Annotated in this window: 14 protein-coding genes and 1 pseudogene; 6 read left to right on the forward strand and 9 right to left on the reverse strand. The window is 36.5% G+C overall.

Annotated elements, in window-relative coordinates:
* Window positions 1-498: 498 nt before the first annotated feature.
* The 6 genes from AC6R0T_RS12645 (at window position 499) to AC6R0T_RS12670 (ending at window position 6,323) form a co-directional block, all read left to right on the forward strand.
* Window positions 499-1,533, forward strand: a complete 1,035-nt coding sequence (locus AC6R0T_RS12645) for an ABC transporter ATP-binding protein (RefSeq protein ID WP_303754186.1) — start codon at window positions 499-501, stop codon at window positions 1,531-1,533.
* 51 nt (window positions 1,534-1,584) lie between these two features.
* Window positions 1,585-2,862 (forward strand): ABC transporter substrate-binding protein, encoded by a 1,278-nt coding sequence (locus AC6R0T_RS12650; RefSeq protein WP_303754187.1) that lies wholly within the window; start codon window positions 1,585-1,587, stop codon window positions 2,860-2,862.
* Window positions 2,863-2,923: 61 nt separating this feature from the next.
* Window positions 2,924-3,727: a carbohydrate ABC transporter permease gene (locus tag AC6R0T_RS12655; protein WP_242595805.1), complete on the forward strand. Its 804-nt coding sequence runs from the start codon at window positions 2,924-2,926 to the stop codon at window positions 3,725-3,727.
* On the forward strand, window positions 3,728-4,546 hold the full coding sequence (locus tag AC6R0T_RS12660) for a carbohydrate ABC transporter permease (protein WP_303754188.1): 819 nt from the start codon (window positions 3,728-3,730) through the stop codon (window positions 4,544-4,546).
* A complete protein-coding gene (locus AC6R0T_RS12665) occupies window positions 4,543-5,493 on the forward strand; it encodes a prenyltransferase (RefSeq protein ID WP_303754189.1) in 951 nt (316 codons plus the stop codon). Before AC6R0T_RS12660 ends, AC6R0T_RS12665 begins: the two co-directional genes overlap by 4 nt.
* Window positions 5,493-6,323: an ABC transporter substrate-binding protein gene (locus AC6R0T_RS12670; RefSeq protein ID WP_303754190.1), complete on the forward strand. Its 831-nt coding sequence runs from the start codon at window positions 5,493-5,495 to the stop codon at window positions 6,321-6,323. Before AC6R0T_RS12665 ends, AC6R0T_RS12670 begins: the two co-directional genes overlap by 1 nt.
* 286 nt (window positions 6,324-6,609) lie before the next feature.
* Here AC6R0T_RS12670 and AC6R0T_RS12675 read toward each other — a convergent pair whose 3' ends face one another.
* The 9 genes and pseudogenes from AC6R0T_RS12675 to AC6R0T_RS12715 form a co-directional block, all read right to left on the reverse strand.
* The gene (locus AC6R0T_RS12675; RefSeq protein ID WP_303754191.1) at window positions 6,610-7,947 is read right to left on the reverse strand and encodes a hypothetical protein; all 1,338 of its coding nucleotides are present in this window, start codon (window positions 7,945-7,947) and stop codon (window positions 6,610-6,612) included.
* Window positions 7,938-8,264 carry an SWIM zinc finger family protein gene (locus AC6R0T_RS12680; RefSeq protein ID WP_303754192.1) on the reverse strand — a complete coding sequence of 109 codons (327 nt, stop codon included), beginning with the start codon at window positions 8,262-8,264 and terminating at the stop codon, window positions 7,938-7,940. The genes AC6R0T_RS12675 and AC6R0T_RS12680 overlap by 10 nt, the downstream gene beginning before the upstream one ends.
* Window positions 8,265-8,384: 120 nt before the next feature.
* A complete protein-coding gene (locus AC6R0T_RS12685) occupies window positions 8,385-9,143 on the reverse strand; it encodes a type I restriction endonuclease subunit R, EcoR124 family (protein ID WP_500559749.1) in 759 nt (252 codons plus the stop codon).
* A 32-nt stretch (window positions 9,144-9,175) separates the two neighbouring features.
* A pseudogene (locus AC6R0T_RS12690) lies at window positions 9,176-9,355 on the reverse strand (type I restriction-modification system subunit M N-terminal domain-containing protein); the annotation flags it as partial.
* 244 nt (window positions 9,356-9,599) lie between these two features.
* Window positions 9,600-11,414 (reverse strand): DUF262 domain-containing protein, encoded by a 1,815-nt coding sequence (locus AC6R0T_RS12695; protein WP_303754193.1) that lies wholly within the window; start codon window positions 11,412-11,414, stop codon window positions 9,600-9,602.
* Window positions 11,415-11,751: 337 nt separating this feature from the next.
* Window positions 11,752-12,138, reverse strand: a complete 387-nt coding sequence (locus tag AC6R0T_RS12700; RefSeq protein ID WP_303754194.1) for an HIRAN domain-containing protein — start codon at window positions 12,136-12,138, stop codon at window positions 11,752-11,754.
* A gap of 414 nt (window positions 12,139-12,552) precedes the next feature.
* A complete protein-coding gene (locus tag AC6R0T_RS12705) occupies window positions 12,553-13,104 on the reverse strand; it encodes a hypothetical protein (protein ID WP_206903242.1) in 552 nt (183 codons plus the stop codon).
* Window positions 13,105-13,132: 28 nt separating this feature from the next.
* Window positions 13,133-13,690, reverse strand: a complete 558-nt coding sequence (locus tag AC6R0T_RS12710; protein WP_303754195.1) for a hypothetical protein — start codon at window positions 13,688-13,690, stop codon at window positions 13,133-13,135.
* A 225-nt stretch (window positions 13,691-13,915) separates the two neighbouring features.
* Window positions 13,916-14,821: an Rgg/GadR/MutR family transcriptional regulator gene (locus AC6R0T_RS12715; protein WP_303754196.1), complete on the reverse strand. Its 906-nt coding sequence runs from the start codon at window positions 14,819-14,821 to the stop codon at window positions 13,916-13,918.
* Window positions 14,822-15,016 lie beyond the last annotated feature (195 nt).

A 15,016-nucleotide genomic window follows, 5' to 3' on the forward strand; every position in this document is an offset into this window, starting at 1 on the left:
TTTACGGCTTTTGATTCAGCTTCTCTTGTCACTCATCTTAACATGGAAAACTTTGTAAAAAAAGGTTGTAAGAATTCGGCGAATGGTTAGCAGATAAAGTGCTGGGACATTCATTTGTCTGAAATTCCTATTTGCGTATAAATGCTGTGCTAAAAGGAGCTTCTTTGACCATAAGTGAAAACTTCTTAAAGCTTGAGGTGTAGTCTAACATCTTTTGGATTGTGATTTGCGCAAAAATTATTGAAAATTTCCGTTTCTTACTAAAAAGCTATTCCTCAAAGCTACTCATCTTAGTGCACCGCAATTATTATTTGGTGTAGCGTGTTTTTACTCATTAAATTCTTCGCTACAAATAATTACGCAATAAAATGACAATATATTTTTATTTTTTCTCAGTTTTTTTTCATACATATTTTATTTTGCTTGTCGTATTTTGACGCATAAACAAAAAAAGTGTAAGCTTGGTGAGGCGAATTTCAGCTAACAGGAGGTTGTGCTGTGAGTTATTTATCAATCCAAAATATCAGCAAGCTTTATCCCCATAAAAAGACAAAAGCGCTGCAAGATTTTTCTTTAGATGTGGCAAAAGGTGAATTTATTGCCATTGTTGGACCCAGCGGTAGTGGAAAATCGACGCTTTTAAATATTTTGACCGGTTTTGAAGAACCCAGTAGCGGGCAAATCACTTTAGCTGGCCAAGAAATTACAAAATTGGCACCTAAAGACCGCGATATGGCGTTAGTCTTTCAAGAGTATGCCTTATTTCCCCACATGACGGTGGCAGAAAACATTACTTTTGGCATGAAAATTCGAAAAACAGCAAAAAAAGAACGACAAGAAAAATTAGACTGGGTAACAAAAGAGTTAGGTTTGACAGAGGTAGTAAATGTTTTGCCCAAAAACTTATCTGGGGGACAAAGACAGCGGGTTTCCTTAGCGCGGGCAATCGTGCGTAACCCCAAGCTATTTTTAATGGACGAACCTTTATCCAATTTAGATGCCAAATTACAAGATCAAGTGGGGGATTTAATTTTAGCTACCCATAAAAAATTACAGGCGACGACTTTGTTTGTCACCCATTCCCAAGAAGAGGCCATGTCATTAGCCGATCGTATCATTGTTTTAAAAGACGGCCTTATCCAGCAAGTTGGTACACCCCATGAAGTTTATGAAATACCCCAGAACCGTTTTGTGGCAGAATTTATTGGCCGCCCTGCGATTAATTTATTTCCTTTTAGTAAATTGCCGCAAAAATTGCAGCAGCAATTTCCCCAGGAGTCAAAAAAATTAGTCGCCATTCGCAGTGAGTATCTTCATATTCGTGAAATTTCACACAAAGATGGTGGATTTACGGCTCCTTTAGAAATAGGGGTCGTCACAGAAATTCGGTATTATGGGGGCAGCAGTATTTTACAGCTTGCGTGGCAAGATAGCATACTTTCAGTCAAAACATACCAGGATACCAGCAATTTAATGGGCCAACGCGTTCATTTTACTTTTGATACCAGCAAACTACTCTTTTTTGATTTGTAAATTTTAGCTGACCAAACAGCTATTTATTTTTATTTTATTGGAGGAAAGAACATGAAGAAAATTTATTTAGGGATGGCAGTAGCGGCGGCAACTTTATTTTTAGCAGCCTGCGGCAATTCTAAAGCAGCAGACACAAAAGAAAACGATAAAGTCAGCGGTGAATTGACCGTTGTCACCAATCGTACAGATGCAGATAAACTCTATGATCAAATGGAAAAAGATTTTAAGAAAAAATATCCTGAGATTACAGACATTAAATGGGAGTCTGCTGGCACTGATTACGATCAATACATCGCCAATCGCATGAACACCAAAGATTATGGTGACGTTGTTTTTGTGCCTTTTTCAATGGCAGGCAAACCACAAGATTACAGTAAATACTTTGAAGAGCTAGGCACAACAAAAGCGATGGAAAAAGATTATCTGGACGTCACTGAAGCTGATTACGACGGCAAAGCATACGGCTTGCCGACTGTTTTAAACTCATTGGGTTTAATTTACAATGAAGCAGTTTTCAAAAAGGCCGGCATTGATAAATTACCCCAATCAACCGATGAATTAATCACAGACGCTAAAATGATTAAAGAAAAAACTGGTGCGATTGCCTTTTATACCAATTACCAACGCTTAGCTGTTTGGGCAGGCGCGTTGTCTTCTTATGGTGGTGAAGACTTCAAAAAAGAAATGGTGACAAGTAAAACTGCCTTTAAAGACGGGCAACCAATTCGGGAAGTCATGGATGTTATTTACGAATTAGCAAAAGCTGGTTTAATTGAAAAAGATCCCGTTACCCTAGAAACCCAACAAGCACAACAACAATTAGCTGATGGCAAAATCGCCATGCTAATGAGTGGCTCCCAAGATGTCGCCCCAATTCAAAAATTAAGCAAAGATACCATCAACATTATGCCATTTCCACATTTATTAGCTGGTAAAACCAGCTTAGCTCTTGGTGCACCTTCTGTGATTGGCATTAACAAAAATTCTAAAAATAAAGTCGCTGCCAAAGCTTTCCTAGACTTTTTCATTGATCCTGCTTCTGGTTTTGCCAAAGATATGGGCGGCATGACACCTGTTAAAGCCAAATTAAATGAAAGCCAGCAAAAAGCGATTAAAGAAAACAACGTCATCTTAACCGCCCCAGCAACAGACCCTGCTATTGAAGCCACATATAGCGCTATTGCAAATGAAGTCGGTGTTGGCCGCTTAACGGATGTTTTACAAAAAACTGTAAACATCGCATTATACCCTGATCAAAATGAAAGCTATCAAGATTATGTCGCAAGCCTAGAGAAAAAATGGGAGGCTGCAGCAAAAGCCCATGAATAAGCGCAGCCTAAAAAGAGAGGAGAAGCAGACCATTCTGCTTTTTCTCTCTTTACCGCTTTTATTGTTACTAATTTTTGGCCTCTTGCCGATTGGAACGTTAATTTACAATAGCTTTACCGATTGGGACGGACTTTCAGTTGAAAAAAACTTTGTCGGCTTTAAAAACTATATCACCATTTGGCAGGACCCGGTTTATTTTCAGGCTTTTAAAACCAATCTCTTTTACTTAGGTTCTGGTCTTTTACAAATCATGATAGCCTTAGCTTTAGCCATTTTATTGTCGACAAAAACCTACGGCAAAAATATTTTTAAGGCTGTGATTGTTTTTCCCATTATGATCAGTGGTGTGGCCACTTCTTTGATTTTCCGCCTGTTCTTTGAACCAGACGGCTCATTTGACCAGCTTTTGCAGTTTTTACATTTAGGCAAATTTATTCGCTTATGGCTGGGGGATCCGGCGGTGGCCAATTATACATTAGCTTTTATTTCCTTATGGCGCCATTTAGGAACGAGTTTTTTACTGTATTTTGCCGCCATTCAAGGTCTGCCTAAAGTGTATCAAAAAGCTGCTAGTTTAGAAGGCGCCAATTTATGGCAACAAACCCGCTATATTATTTTGCCAAACATTCGCACCGTTTTAAAATTGAACTTTATTTTACTCACCATTGGGGCTGTTTCCGCCTTTGAAATCCCCTTGATTATGACCAATGGTGCCAATGGAACCGCGACTTTTTTAGTCCAAACAATAAAAGTCGCCTTTGATCAAAAATTAGTCGGCCTAGGCTCTAGTCTAGCAGTTTTAATGTCTTTCATTGTGATTTTCTTAAGTTTAGCCCAACAACGCTTTCAAAAGGAGGAGAAATAAATGCGAATGATTGCCAAAACTAGTAAATATTTCTTTTTAATTGCCTGGCTGTTTATTTGCTGCTATCCGCTTTTGACCGTTTTTTTTGGCTCTTTTAAAACTTACCAAGAATTTAACGCCACCCGCGGAATTACCCCGCCAACACAGTGGCACTTTGAAAATTATCGGCTGGCTTTTACCACTGGCAATCTGCCCCAAGCCTTTATCAACACCTTCATTTTAGTTTTTTGCGGTGTCTGCGGCAGTGTTTTAATTGGCTCAATGGTCGCTTATGTTTTAAATCGGTTTGATTTTCCTTTTAAAAAGCTGGTGATTGGGGCTTATTTTCTAATTTCGATGGTCCCGATGGTCGTCTCCCAAATTTCTACTTTCAAAATTATCACCGCGTTAGGTTTTTACGATCGCCTAATCGCCCCGGTTGTAATTTATTTGGGAGCAGATGTTGTCATGATTTACGTCTATTTGCAAATGTATGAAAAAATCCCCGTTGAATTAGATAAGGCGGCACTTTTAGAAGGGGCTAGTTATTTTCAAATCTATCGCAAAATTCTATTTCCATTATTACGGCCAGCCACTGGCACAGTGATCGTTTTAAAAATGATTAGCATCTACAACGATTTTTATATTCCATTTTTATATTTACCTGGTTCAGAGAACGGGACAGTTGCTACTGCCCTTTACCGCTTTATGGGTCCTAATCAAACCAACTGGCAAGTGATTTGTGCCTTGGTGATTTTAAGCATTATTCCGATGCTACTGGTCTTTTTAGCATTGCAAAAATATATTTATGAAAGTTTGGCAGGAGGTGTCAAAAGTTGAATGTTCTAACCTATTTACACGGTTTTTCAAAACGTGCTTATACTGTCATGGAAGTGCGGACTGGCTTTGCCACCGGACTGCCGGTTTTAAGCGGGAGCTTTTTTGGCGCATATTTAACGGGAGAAATCCATTTTTTATATGTGATTTTATTTTTTATTGCCGGCTTTTGCTTTAATATTGTCGCCAATACCGCCAATGAAATGCGCGCTTATTTAGCCAAAGAAGAAAATGAAGCAACCTTTACCCATCACAAAGGGAGCGAGGGCTTGGTTCGTGGCGATGCCAAATTTTTGGATGCTGTCTTTGTTTTACTCCTCATGATTGCCCTTGGCGGCAGCTGTGGTCTGCTGCTGGTTTTTCTCACCAAAGATTTGTGGCTGCTCGCTTGGGGATTAGTTGGTTTATTGGCGGCAATTACGTATTCCTTAGGTCCAAAACCTTACCTGCTTTATCCAGTAGGAGAAATCGTCTCTGGCTTTTTTGTCGGTGGCCTTGCCTGCTACTTAGCAGCTAGGGTGCAAATTGGCAGTGGCAGTTGGCAGCTACTTGTATATAGCGTAATTCCCATGATTTTAACCGTCTTTTTAATGTCCACCAATAACGTGGGCGACTACGAAAAAGATCGCGGCGTGCGGGTAACATTGCCTCACGTCATCGGTTTTCGCAATGCCATTTTACTTGTGATACCTGAATTTTTGCTCTTGTTTAGCTGTTGGGTAATTCTTTTGGCAACGCAAACCATTCCCTGGTGGCAATTTTTAGTCGGCTGTTTGATTTTTTACCGCCAAGGCTGGCAACGTTGGTACAAAGACTATTGGAAAATTCCGGCTGTTTACCCTGAAATGGGCAAAGAATATGGCCCTCGCCCCTTACTGTTGATTTATCACTTTAACACTTGGATGAGCCTTTTATTTTTCATCCAAATCATGGGAAGGAAGTACTTATAATGGAAAAAATCCGTTTGGTTCAAAATAAAATCAATCCCCTCGTGTTACCTGTAATTTTTGCCGATAAACTCGGTTACTTTAAAAAATTTGGTGTCCCCGTTGACTTAACCATCGCCGAAACCTTCCAATTCGCACAAAAAAGCAGTTTTGTCGCCGGTGATGTGGATGCTATGATGGGGGATTTAACCTTTTACTTTAACTACCGCCAGCAAGGAAAAGACGCTGTCGTCACCACTGATTTGACCCGCACCATTCAACTGCTAGTAAAAAAAGACGCGCCTAAAAAAGGGCTGCGCATCGGGGTCGCCCGTAAAGGACTGTTTCCCTTTTTTATGGCTCATGATTTAAAAAACATCCTCAACCAGCCTGAAATCGTGTGGGTCGATAACACCTACGAGCGGATGGACCTGCTGCAAAATGGGAAAATTGACGGCCTCGTTGCCATCGAACCATTTATCACAGACATCTTAAAAAGTCAGCCCGATACTGAAATTTTATGGCACTCCAAAAATTCGGACAAAAATATGGTGATGTGGTGCTTTGATCGTAAATTTTATGATAACAATGGCGAAACAGTTGCCAATTTCCACCGTGCCTTAGAAGCCGCGGCCCAAGACTTCAACGCTCTATCAGCTACTGAAAAATGCGCTCAAGCGATAAAAGTTGCCCACTATACACCACAAGCCGCCGAAAACTTGCGCCACTTCACATTTGAAGAACAGCACAATTATGCGGCTAAAGATTTTGAATTATTAGCAGATTTCTTGTGGCAAACAGGCGAAGTAAACCAGAAGTATCTAGCAGCCGATTGCTTGCGGAAGGTGTTTTAGAGGAAGTTATTTTTGACAGGAAATTTTGACGTTGCGGTGTTTTGTTGCAGAATTTTCATGGGAAAATATTGTTGGGAAATTTGGGCGGAAATTTTGACGCAGAATCTTTTTGAAAAATTTTAGCGCGAACTTTTGCGTAATAATTGTTACGCAAAAGAGCAGGGATATTCGTTGGTTTGGAATGAAAAGCCTCTAAACTAAATGTGTTAGAAAATACGAGGGGTAAAATCGTTTTTTCTGCTACGTTTAGTTTAGAGGTTTATTTATTGGTTCTTATGACACACATCTACACACGACGCAATTCGTCTTTCATGGCACTACGCCGAGGATATTTTTGCAGTAATTCCTCTTTTAAAAGACTGGCTGCCACAATGCCACCAGTAATTTTTTTCAATTTCTGTAATTTTTGCGCGATTTGCTGATACTTCGGCCGCGTATCGGCTGTTTTTGCCTCTGCTCTAATGACCTCAGTAAAAATTTGAATTAACTCTTTGGGAAACGCTGCTTTAATTTCCTCCGCATGTCGTAAGACTAATTCAAAATTCCCCGTTTGTTTCGTGTGGTCCAATAACAAACGCCAATCTGCTTCCAGCGCGAATAACTTTTCAATCTCATTTGAATCTGCTAACTTTTGATAAATTTTTTCTTTTACCGCTGGCCATTTTTCAGCCCCAAAATGATTTTTCATTTCAAGGAAAATCGATTCAGAACCTTTGTTGTGAACTAACAGTAATGCCCACAACTCCCCTTCATACTTTGGGATATCCTGCATTTGCAAATACAATATTTTCAATAGTTCGTGCCACTCACTCAACCAGTATGGGGCAGCTTGATCAATTACTAAATTTTCCTGTAATAATTTTTCAACTTCAGATAATTTGCCCTTTTCCCATAAAATATCTGCCTTAAAATTCCGCACGTTGGGTGAATCCCAATATTTTTGATACACCTTTTCACGTTCTTTTTCATTGGCCGCAAATTTCAACTTTATTTCCAACCACAGCACAAAAGTATAGGCAAACTCACCCCCTGCTTCTATCTGTTGCATTTTCTCATCCGCAAATTTGACAATTCTAGGGGCAAATTCCAATTTTTCTTCACCTAAATTGGTCAAAACCGCAATTAAGTCTTCTGTAAAAAAGTCTTCTTTGTTATTTAATCGTTGGGTAGCCCAGATAAAAAAAGGCTCTATGTCTTTAGCAGTAGCAAATTCCATGACTTCTTCCCACAATTCAGTGATATAAGTCAGAATTGTTAGCATCACGCCATTAGAATCATCAATATCAATTTCGTGCAGTACTTCATAACTAGCTTGCCCTAATTCAAAAGCCGCCGCAAAATTCCGACTAGCAATCAAATTTTCCCCTTCTGTTGCTAGATAATCAGTCATATCAGCTTCAAACTCACCCGTTACTTCATAATCCATAAAACCATCATAATCAGCATACGTATCAAAAATATCTTGCACTTTCTCGCGGTAAAATTCAAATTGATTCTCCCCTGTAGGCCGATTTTTTTTACCAAAGCGTTGTAAAAAAGCCGCCTGTAACGCTACAGTGTGAGCCATTTCAGCTAATAAAAATGCTCGTAATTCACTACCCTCTACATTACGAATTAAAGACAAACTTCTTCATAAGAAGCTTGCTGTAAGTATTCTTTTTTATTTGTCGCATAAAAACAAAAGGCCGTCGCCGCTGCGTGCTTACAGTGCCGACCAGATTCTGCGTAGGGACAATCACAAGTCATCGCTACTAGACTCTGCTTTGTCTGATCCAAACGAAGATAAACTTCGTAGTAGACTTCCCCAGCAGAACTTTCTACCTCAGCAAAAATCTCACTACCCTTTATTTCAAATGAAATTACTTTATCTTCTTCAAATAATTCTTCACCACGAAATAAAATTTGTGGTTCAAACAACGCTTGCCAGTTTACTGACTGCACCTCCTAGTTTTTCATTGGAACATACTTTGATACGTTGATTATCGTGGAAAATATGGAGAGGGGAAATGAATATCCCTTCAAAAAAAGAGTGGATTTCTCCACTCTATAAATTGCAACTACTTACCGCTTTTGTAACGGTAAAATTTCTTTTTCCATTAATTCATTAAAATCACTGCAAACTTGCTTGCGATATTTTATCCTTGATAATGTTTGTCCTGAGGTTGATTTGTAGCGTTCAAAGTTTTCAGGACGGACAAGTTCTTTTTCGCCAACTTGATGTTGCTTCTTCGGATTATAGTTTGCCACCAGATAACGTGCATCACTTTCATCGACTTGCCATTTTTTTGAAAAATTTTTGACCATCTGATATTGTTTGTCTTGGATCATGGTCTCCAAAATATTGGAAATATTTTGATCCCGATAGTTTTCCGGGTTCAAAATGACACCTTGCCACAACTTACGGATCAGACTTGCAAGTTTTTCGTTGTTTTTTGCTAAATCATCAATATAACGATTTACTTCTGCTGTCGCCTTTTGATCTTCTTTTGCCACTAGTTCATATTCGTCATCGCCACTAGGTACGAAAGCTTGAATCAGCAGCAAGATATACTCATAATTGATTTCTTCAGTTTTGACAGTTGCTAATTCGTAGAAAATATCGATATCAACTACCTCGGGACCATCACCTCCACGTAATTCTTCAATCGCATTCACATATTTACCGTTATACTCTTCAATTTCTCTTACTTGAATGGGAAACTCTGTGCCGATTTGTTCTGGCTCAAAATCAGTGTAACCTTGAATTGCTGCATAAGTCCGATCAAATTTCTGATACGCCTTTACAAATTTCTTCAACTCAGCAGCATTCAAATTATCCACTTGGATGGCACTAGGCTGATTGGCAACTTCACGTAAATTTTTTGTGCCTCGTTTAAATCAGCAACTTCTACTTCTAATAGTTCAGCTGCGGAATATAACATTGTGTCAGATAAATACTTATAGAAAACTAAACCCAATAAATAATTTTTATATTCAATTGCATCCATTTTTGAACGCAAAATATCCGCGCTATTCCATAATGCTTGGTACAGTGTCTTTGAATTTAATTCTGCCCTTTCCCAATCTCCTCAATTTTTCTTATAGCATCCAATTGTCTGTAAAACAATTATCTTAACCTTTAAATTTACCCTTGTTTTTTATATTTGCTAGTCAAATGTGCATAAGAAGCTTGGTTATGCTGAAATGATCTCTTTGTCCGCATAACCAAGCTTTTCTTTTATAGTATATTTTTAAGTTATATTCTATTTTACTTACATAAAGATTGTTTGATAAAAATTATTTCAAATTTTTCATTAATGAATTAAGGATTGAATTCCCCCTGTTTTTTATTACCGATTGTGTATTAGAGTAATCGCCTCCTTTTTTCTCTATTTCTATTTTGACATCCGTTAATTGAGCTTTAATTGGATAATAATTTAAGTCAATGAACTCCTGTGTAAGGACACCGATATTATCATCTATATAGTTATACATAAATTGTTCCTTCTTACCCCTATTAGTTGACGAATCTAAAAACATTAAATTTCCCAATGTTCCTCCTGGAATTGTATGAACAGTAGAAATTTTATTAATTAATTTTTTAGGAATCACATGTTCTAAGTCGTAGCTAGTTGCTGTGTAGTTATTGTAATTAAAAGAAGCATTAATCGTATATAACATCTTTGCGACCGGCTCAAAATTTATTGACCTTTTTTGCAATTGCTCGTCGTACCATTTTTGCATAGAATCATTAAGAGTGTCTGCTGAAACTTCCTTCAGGTACTTATTGTTATGCTCGATTGCAATCTGATCTAACTTACTATCTCCAGTACCTGACCAATTTCCTTCTAAAATATCATATACATACCATTTAATTAGATTACTTCTAATAGCCTTCGTTTCTCTATTTGATCCGTTAATTGTCTGCAACTTACGTTGTATTTTATCCAATTTATAGCGAGTATTCCAAAATGCGGCAAAAAAAGATAATATTTGAAAATTTGATCCTATTGAATATTTAAAGTTAGACGGATCTCCTGGAGTCTGAAGATATTTCTGAAATAATCTGTTTATATCTTCATATATCGCTAAAGAAGAATACAGCAGAGTCTCCAACATATCAGAATCATCAAATAAGCCTCTATTTTCATTGGATATAATCGTACTTAGATCTTTATTTCTAATTTCCAACATAATCGCCATCGTTGAGTACCCAATTTCATTTGCCAAATCATCGTTTTTAAAATTCCAAAAAACTGGCACCCTTTCTAAAATCATTTTCCCAAAAGCAAAACAGAGTTCAGCAATATTTATCTCTCCATCTTTTTGCATAGACTCTGGATTAAAATTTTCTATTTCAATGCCACGTTCTTCTACAAGTGTTTCATACCATTCAATCGTTTTTTCTAAGAGAGTTTTTGCATATTCCTTATTCGAAAGTTTCACGCTATATTTGTCCCATTGCGCTGCAAAAACTTGATATTTTGATAACTTTTTTCCCCCTCGATTTAGATTTTCAAAAACGGTAGCCAGCTCTGTATCCGAACCGGTAAAAACAATGGTAGGAATAGCGATTTCATATATATTTAAATACCCATCAAGATCATTAATTACCTTATCCTGAATTTTCACTATTTCTTCTAACTTATCAACTTTTACGCCTACCGCTTCGAAATCACCCTTCAAAAGCTCAAATAAAGCCAGTGAATTACTATTTTTCTCATCTCGACTCGCAATGAATTTCTTCAAACTTTTTTCAATGATTTTCTTATGATGCTCTCTAGTTGGTCTAGGAAGATCCTCACTCGAAATAATATTAAACAATTCTTGGATAAAATTCTCAATTGGAATATACTCGTGAGGATTATCACGATAATCTCTAATTGTTGTAAACCGTTGCAAACCATCGATCAAAGATAATTTAGTTTCATTAGGATACTTATATACCAATATTGATCCAAATGGATGTCCTCTATGTAAAGTTTCTATGAAATTCTTTTTTTCCATCTTAGACCACACAAGTTTCCTTTGAAAAGACGGTAAAATTAACATTTTATCTAAATCGCTAAAAGTCGTAGCTTCAATTCTATATTTTGATTCTCGATTTACCATAATTATCCTCCCTAACTTTACTAATTCCATAATAGCGCATACATAAATTATAGCATTAGTACCTCTTTTTGCTTAATATTTTACATAATAACAAAAATAATACTTTTAAGAGGAGTGTATTAAGTATTAAAAACAACCCGTAATAACATCTTACAAAAGTAATATTACAATAAATACTGTCAGTTAAACTTACGAAGAAATTTTCTGATTGTAAATGTTCAAAAATACCCTATAAAAACAATTTTTTATTATAACATTTACCTATAAATACTCCCATTTCCAGCGAGAATAAAAGCTCTTTGATCCTGCCTACACAGATCAAAGAGCTTTAACACTGTTATTTTTCTTGGCGGTTATCTTTTATTCGTACCACTACGCGGAATTGTCGTTCAGGATGGTTTTCAAGATTGACAGTTTGAATGCGCGCCTCGAATAAATCACTGTGTCCAAAATACAAGAAAGTACTGAACATCGTATTTTTACTGCTAGGCATATAACCTAATTTTTTCCCTTCATAATAAATAGCAACTGCTTCAGGATCACGAGGATTATCTGGCTCGCCTACTAGATTTACCACCCTTCCTATCTTTAAATTCTCAATAACTTCCAAGCCATCATAATAAGCAAACCCAGCAATATGGAAGTCCATAAAAAAACGACTTGGCTCATAACGTTGTTGCCGAATCGATTCAAAAGCAGCCTTTGGTGAAAATTCTTCTGACATCTTAAATACCTCCACCTCTTCTTTTCTTCTATTATAGCAAATTGCAGACTAAATTCTGGCTGTGAGCCACAATCGAAAGATAGATCCTTTGTCCTACTTTTCCTTTTGTAAAAATTTCTTCAATCACAAAAGACAGTTAGCAGCAATGAGCCTACTTTCACAACTAAAAAAAGATAAGTTAAACAAAAATAAATAACAGACATCTCATTTATTGGAGATGTCTGTTGTACTTATTGATTTTGTAAGAATTTCAACCAAAATTGCATAAAGGTCAATCCTCAACGTTTTTTTACAATATTTTTTTGTAGCGTAGCTAGGATTGATTTTCCTTTTTATGGAGCATAATCAACACCTAAAATAATTTTTCAGTAAGACTATTTCATAAACAACAGTAGCGTTTACTCTACTAAACTTTTAGCTTCGTTTGTACGTAAGATAATGGTTTAAAACAGCTTGGAATAAGCCATTACTCATGCTTTTATTTACTTCATCCCATTGCGGTTGTTGTTTGTAAAAGGCAATTTTATTTTCGATCAAATCCGACGTTGGTAAAGCAAAAAATTTGCTTGCTGTTTCATTTGGAATATTTAATTTATAGATTCCTTTTGTAATAACATCTGCCTTATTCGATTTTGCTAAGTCGTTATCGCGTAACCATTTTTCAAATTGCGCTTGTGCTTTCGTAACAAATTCTCTTTCCTTCATAAATTCACTATAGTGATTTAGAACTGCCAAAAATAAGCCGTTGCTGACAGCCTTATTTACTTCTTGCCAATTTGGTTGTTGCCGATAAAAAGCAATCTTCTCTTTTACCGCTTCTTCAGTATCCAGCTTGTAAAAATCAGCTTCTGTTTCACCTGGAATATTTAATTTACTAATGCCCTTGCCAATCACTTCAGCTTTATTGGATTTCGCTTGTTCAGTTAACCTTAACCATTTTTCAAATTCTGTAGCTCTTTTATTCATACCAATTCTCCTTTACATCTCAATAATTTTATCTAATAAAAATAAAATAAATAATTACCAAAATAATCAAAATACCAGCACAACCTACCACTGCCAAAGAACCATCTTCTTCAGCCTTATTTGTACTTTCTGGTCTTGCATTATTAGATCTTCGCGGTGATAAATCTGGTCGGTAAGGTGTAGTCGTAGTCGCATTTGCTTTTTGTTGTGCATAATCTAGTAGTACAGATCGGAAACTTGGACTTGCAATATATCTATCGCCTTCAATATAATACGAAGACAGATTATGTAAATAATTTCCCCACAAATCATAAATTTCATCATCGCTAATAGCGGGATGGCTCTGCTTGAATTTTTTTATCCAATTTGGACCTTTGTCCGCTCCATTTCCAAAAAATCCGACATATCGCATCACAACATTTGTTGTAATTTTCGGATTACCAAATTTTGCATCAGCTGCGTCTACGCTACCACCCTTCAATAAGTAATAACTTCCCGAATCTATTGATTGACGAATATAGTTATTAATATTTTGAAACTCTTTTTCTGTAATCCCTGGTACAGTATTTCCGCTTAACTCTGCCATCTCACAATCTCCTCACTTACTTTTTAGCAATACCTTACGATTTCTAAAAACGATACTCTTTCTAAATGTGAAACCATTTATTCCATACAAGAATTCCTGACCTTAAAGTCAGAAAGCATTTCAAAAAGTAGTTAACATACACACTATTTATTTTATCTTTGTTTCTGCAATGCCTTTATCATTTATTGTTGGGCATTACTCGATTAATTGAGACAATACATTTTCCTATTTGGTTCCATTTTGACTGTTATTCACCTCTGACAACGCCTTGTTTAAATCTATAAACAAACTATTGATCGTCGTCGGATAATTACCAATCAATTTCAACGCCTGGATATATCCCTCACATTCAGCTTTCCCCTCCGCTACATTTCCTTGCAAAATTTTAATCAAGGCTACTTTACTTTTATAGATGACACGATAAAAGAGATCGGTCGGATCATCATCTACTTCCATATATTCTCTTGATTCATTAATCACTTCTTGCGCCAAATCTAGTCTTCGACGATCAACAAAAAAACTAACGATAAAGGTAATTAATTGAACTGTCTCTGGCCTATCATCGATATGCTCTTTTCTTTGTCGCTCAAAATTTCTGGCTACACGCTTGTAGTAAAGCATCACATCTTCTGCTGGCAAAAAATGAATAAAACTACCAAAAATAAAGTTTTCATATTCATACCAGTTATCAATCTGCTGCAAATGCTTACGTATGGACTTAATATCTTGATCTGAAATGGTCTTATTGATGTTGTAATAAAACCCTGCTTTTATAATTAGGCTAAGATGAAGATCTTTAGCAAATCCGTCACTTTCGTATGCTTTTTCAAATTGCTTAGCAAGTTGGTCAAGTTCATAGTACTTTTTCGAATAGATTAACTGATTTGCCACATTACTGAATTTCTCAAGTTGATCAAGCGTGTTGCCATCATGAATTTGCATGAATTCTTTCCATGACATAAAGATTCGATTTAACAGTAGTGTTAAATTATCAACCGTTATTTTTGAATCGCCTTTTTCAAATTTGTTTAAAAATTGCGGGCTTACAATTCCATCAGTTACTTCTTTAACTGTAAAACCTTTACTTTTACGGATTTTTCTAAAGGTTTCGCCATAATTTTTTTCCGTCATCTGATGACACCTCCATTCACGTTTGCTTAAATTTACTAGTTTCAGTTTACCTCAAAAAAATATCGTTAAAAAAAAAGCGAAACTATGCTTGCTATTTTTTCCCATATTGGTGGTCTACACGATAAAAAAGAAACTAAATTTACTTTATCTAAGCTAAATTATTTCTCAAGTTAAACAATCGTTACCTTATTTTTA

This window comes from Enterococcus sp. S86.2, from assembly GCF_059834485.2.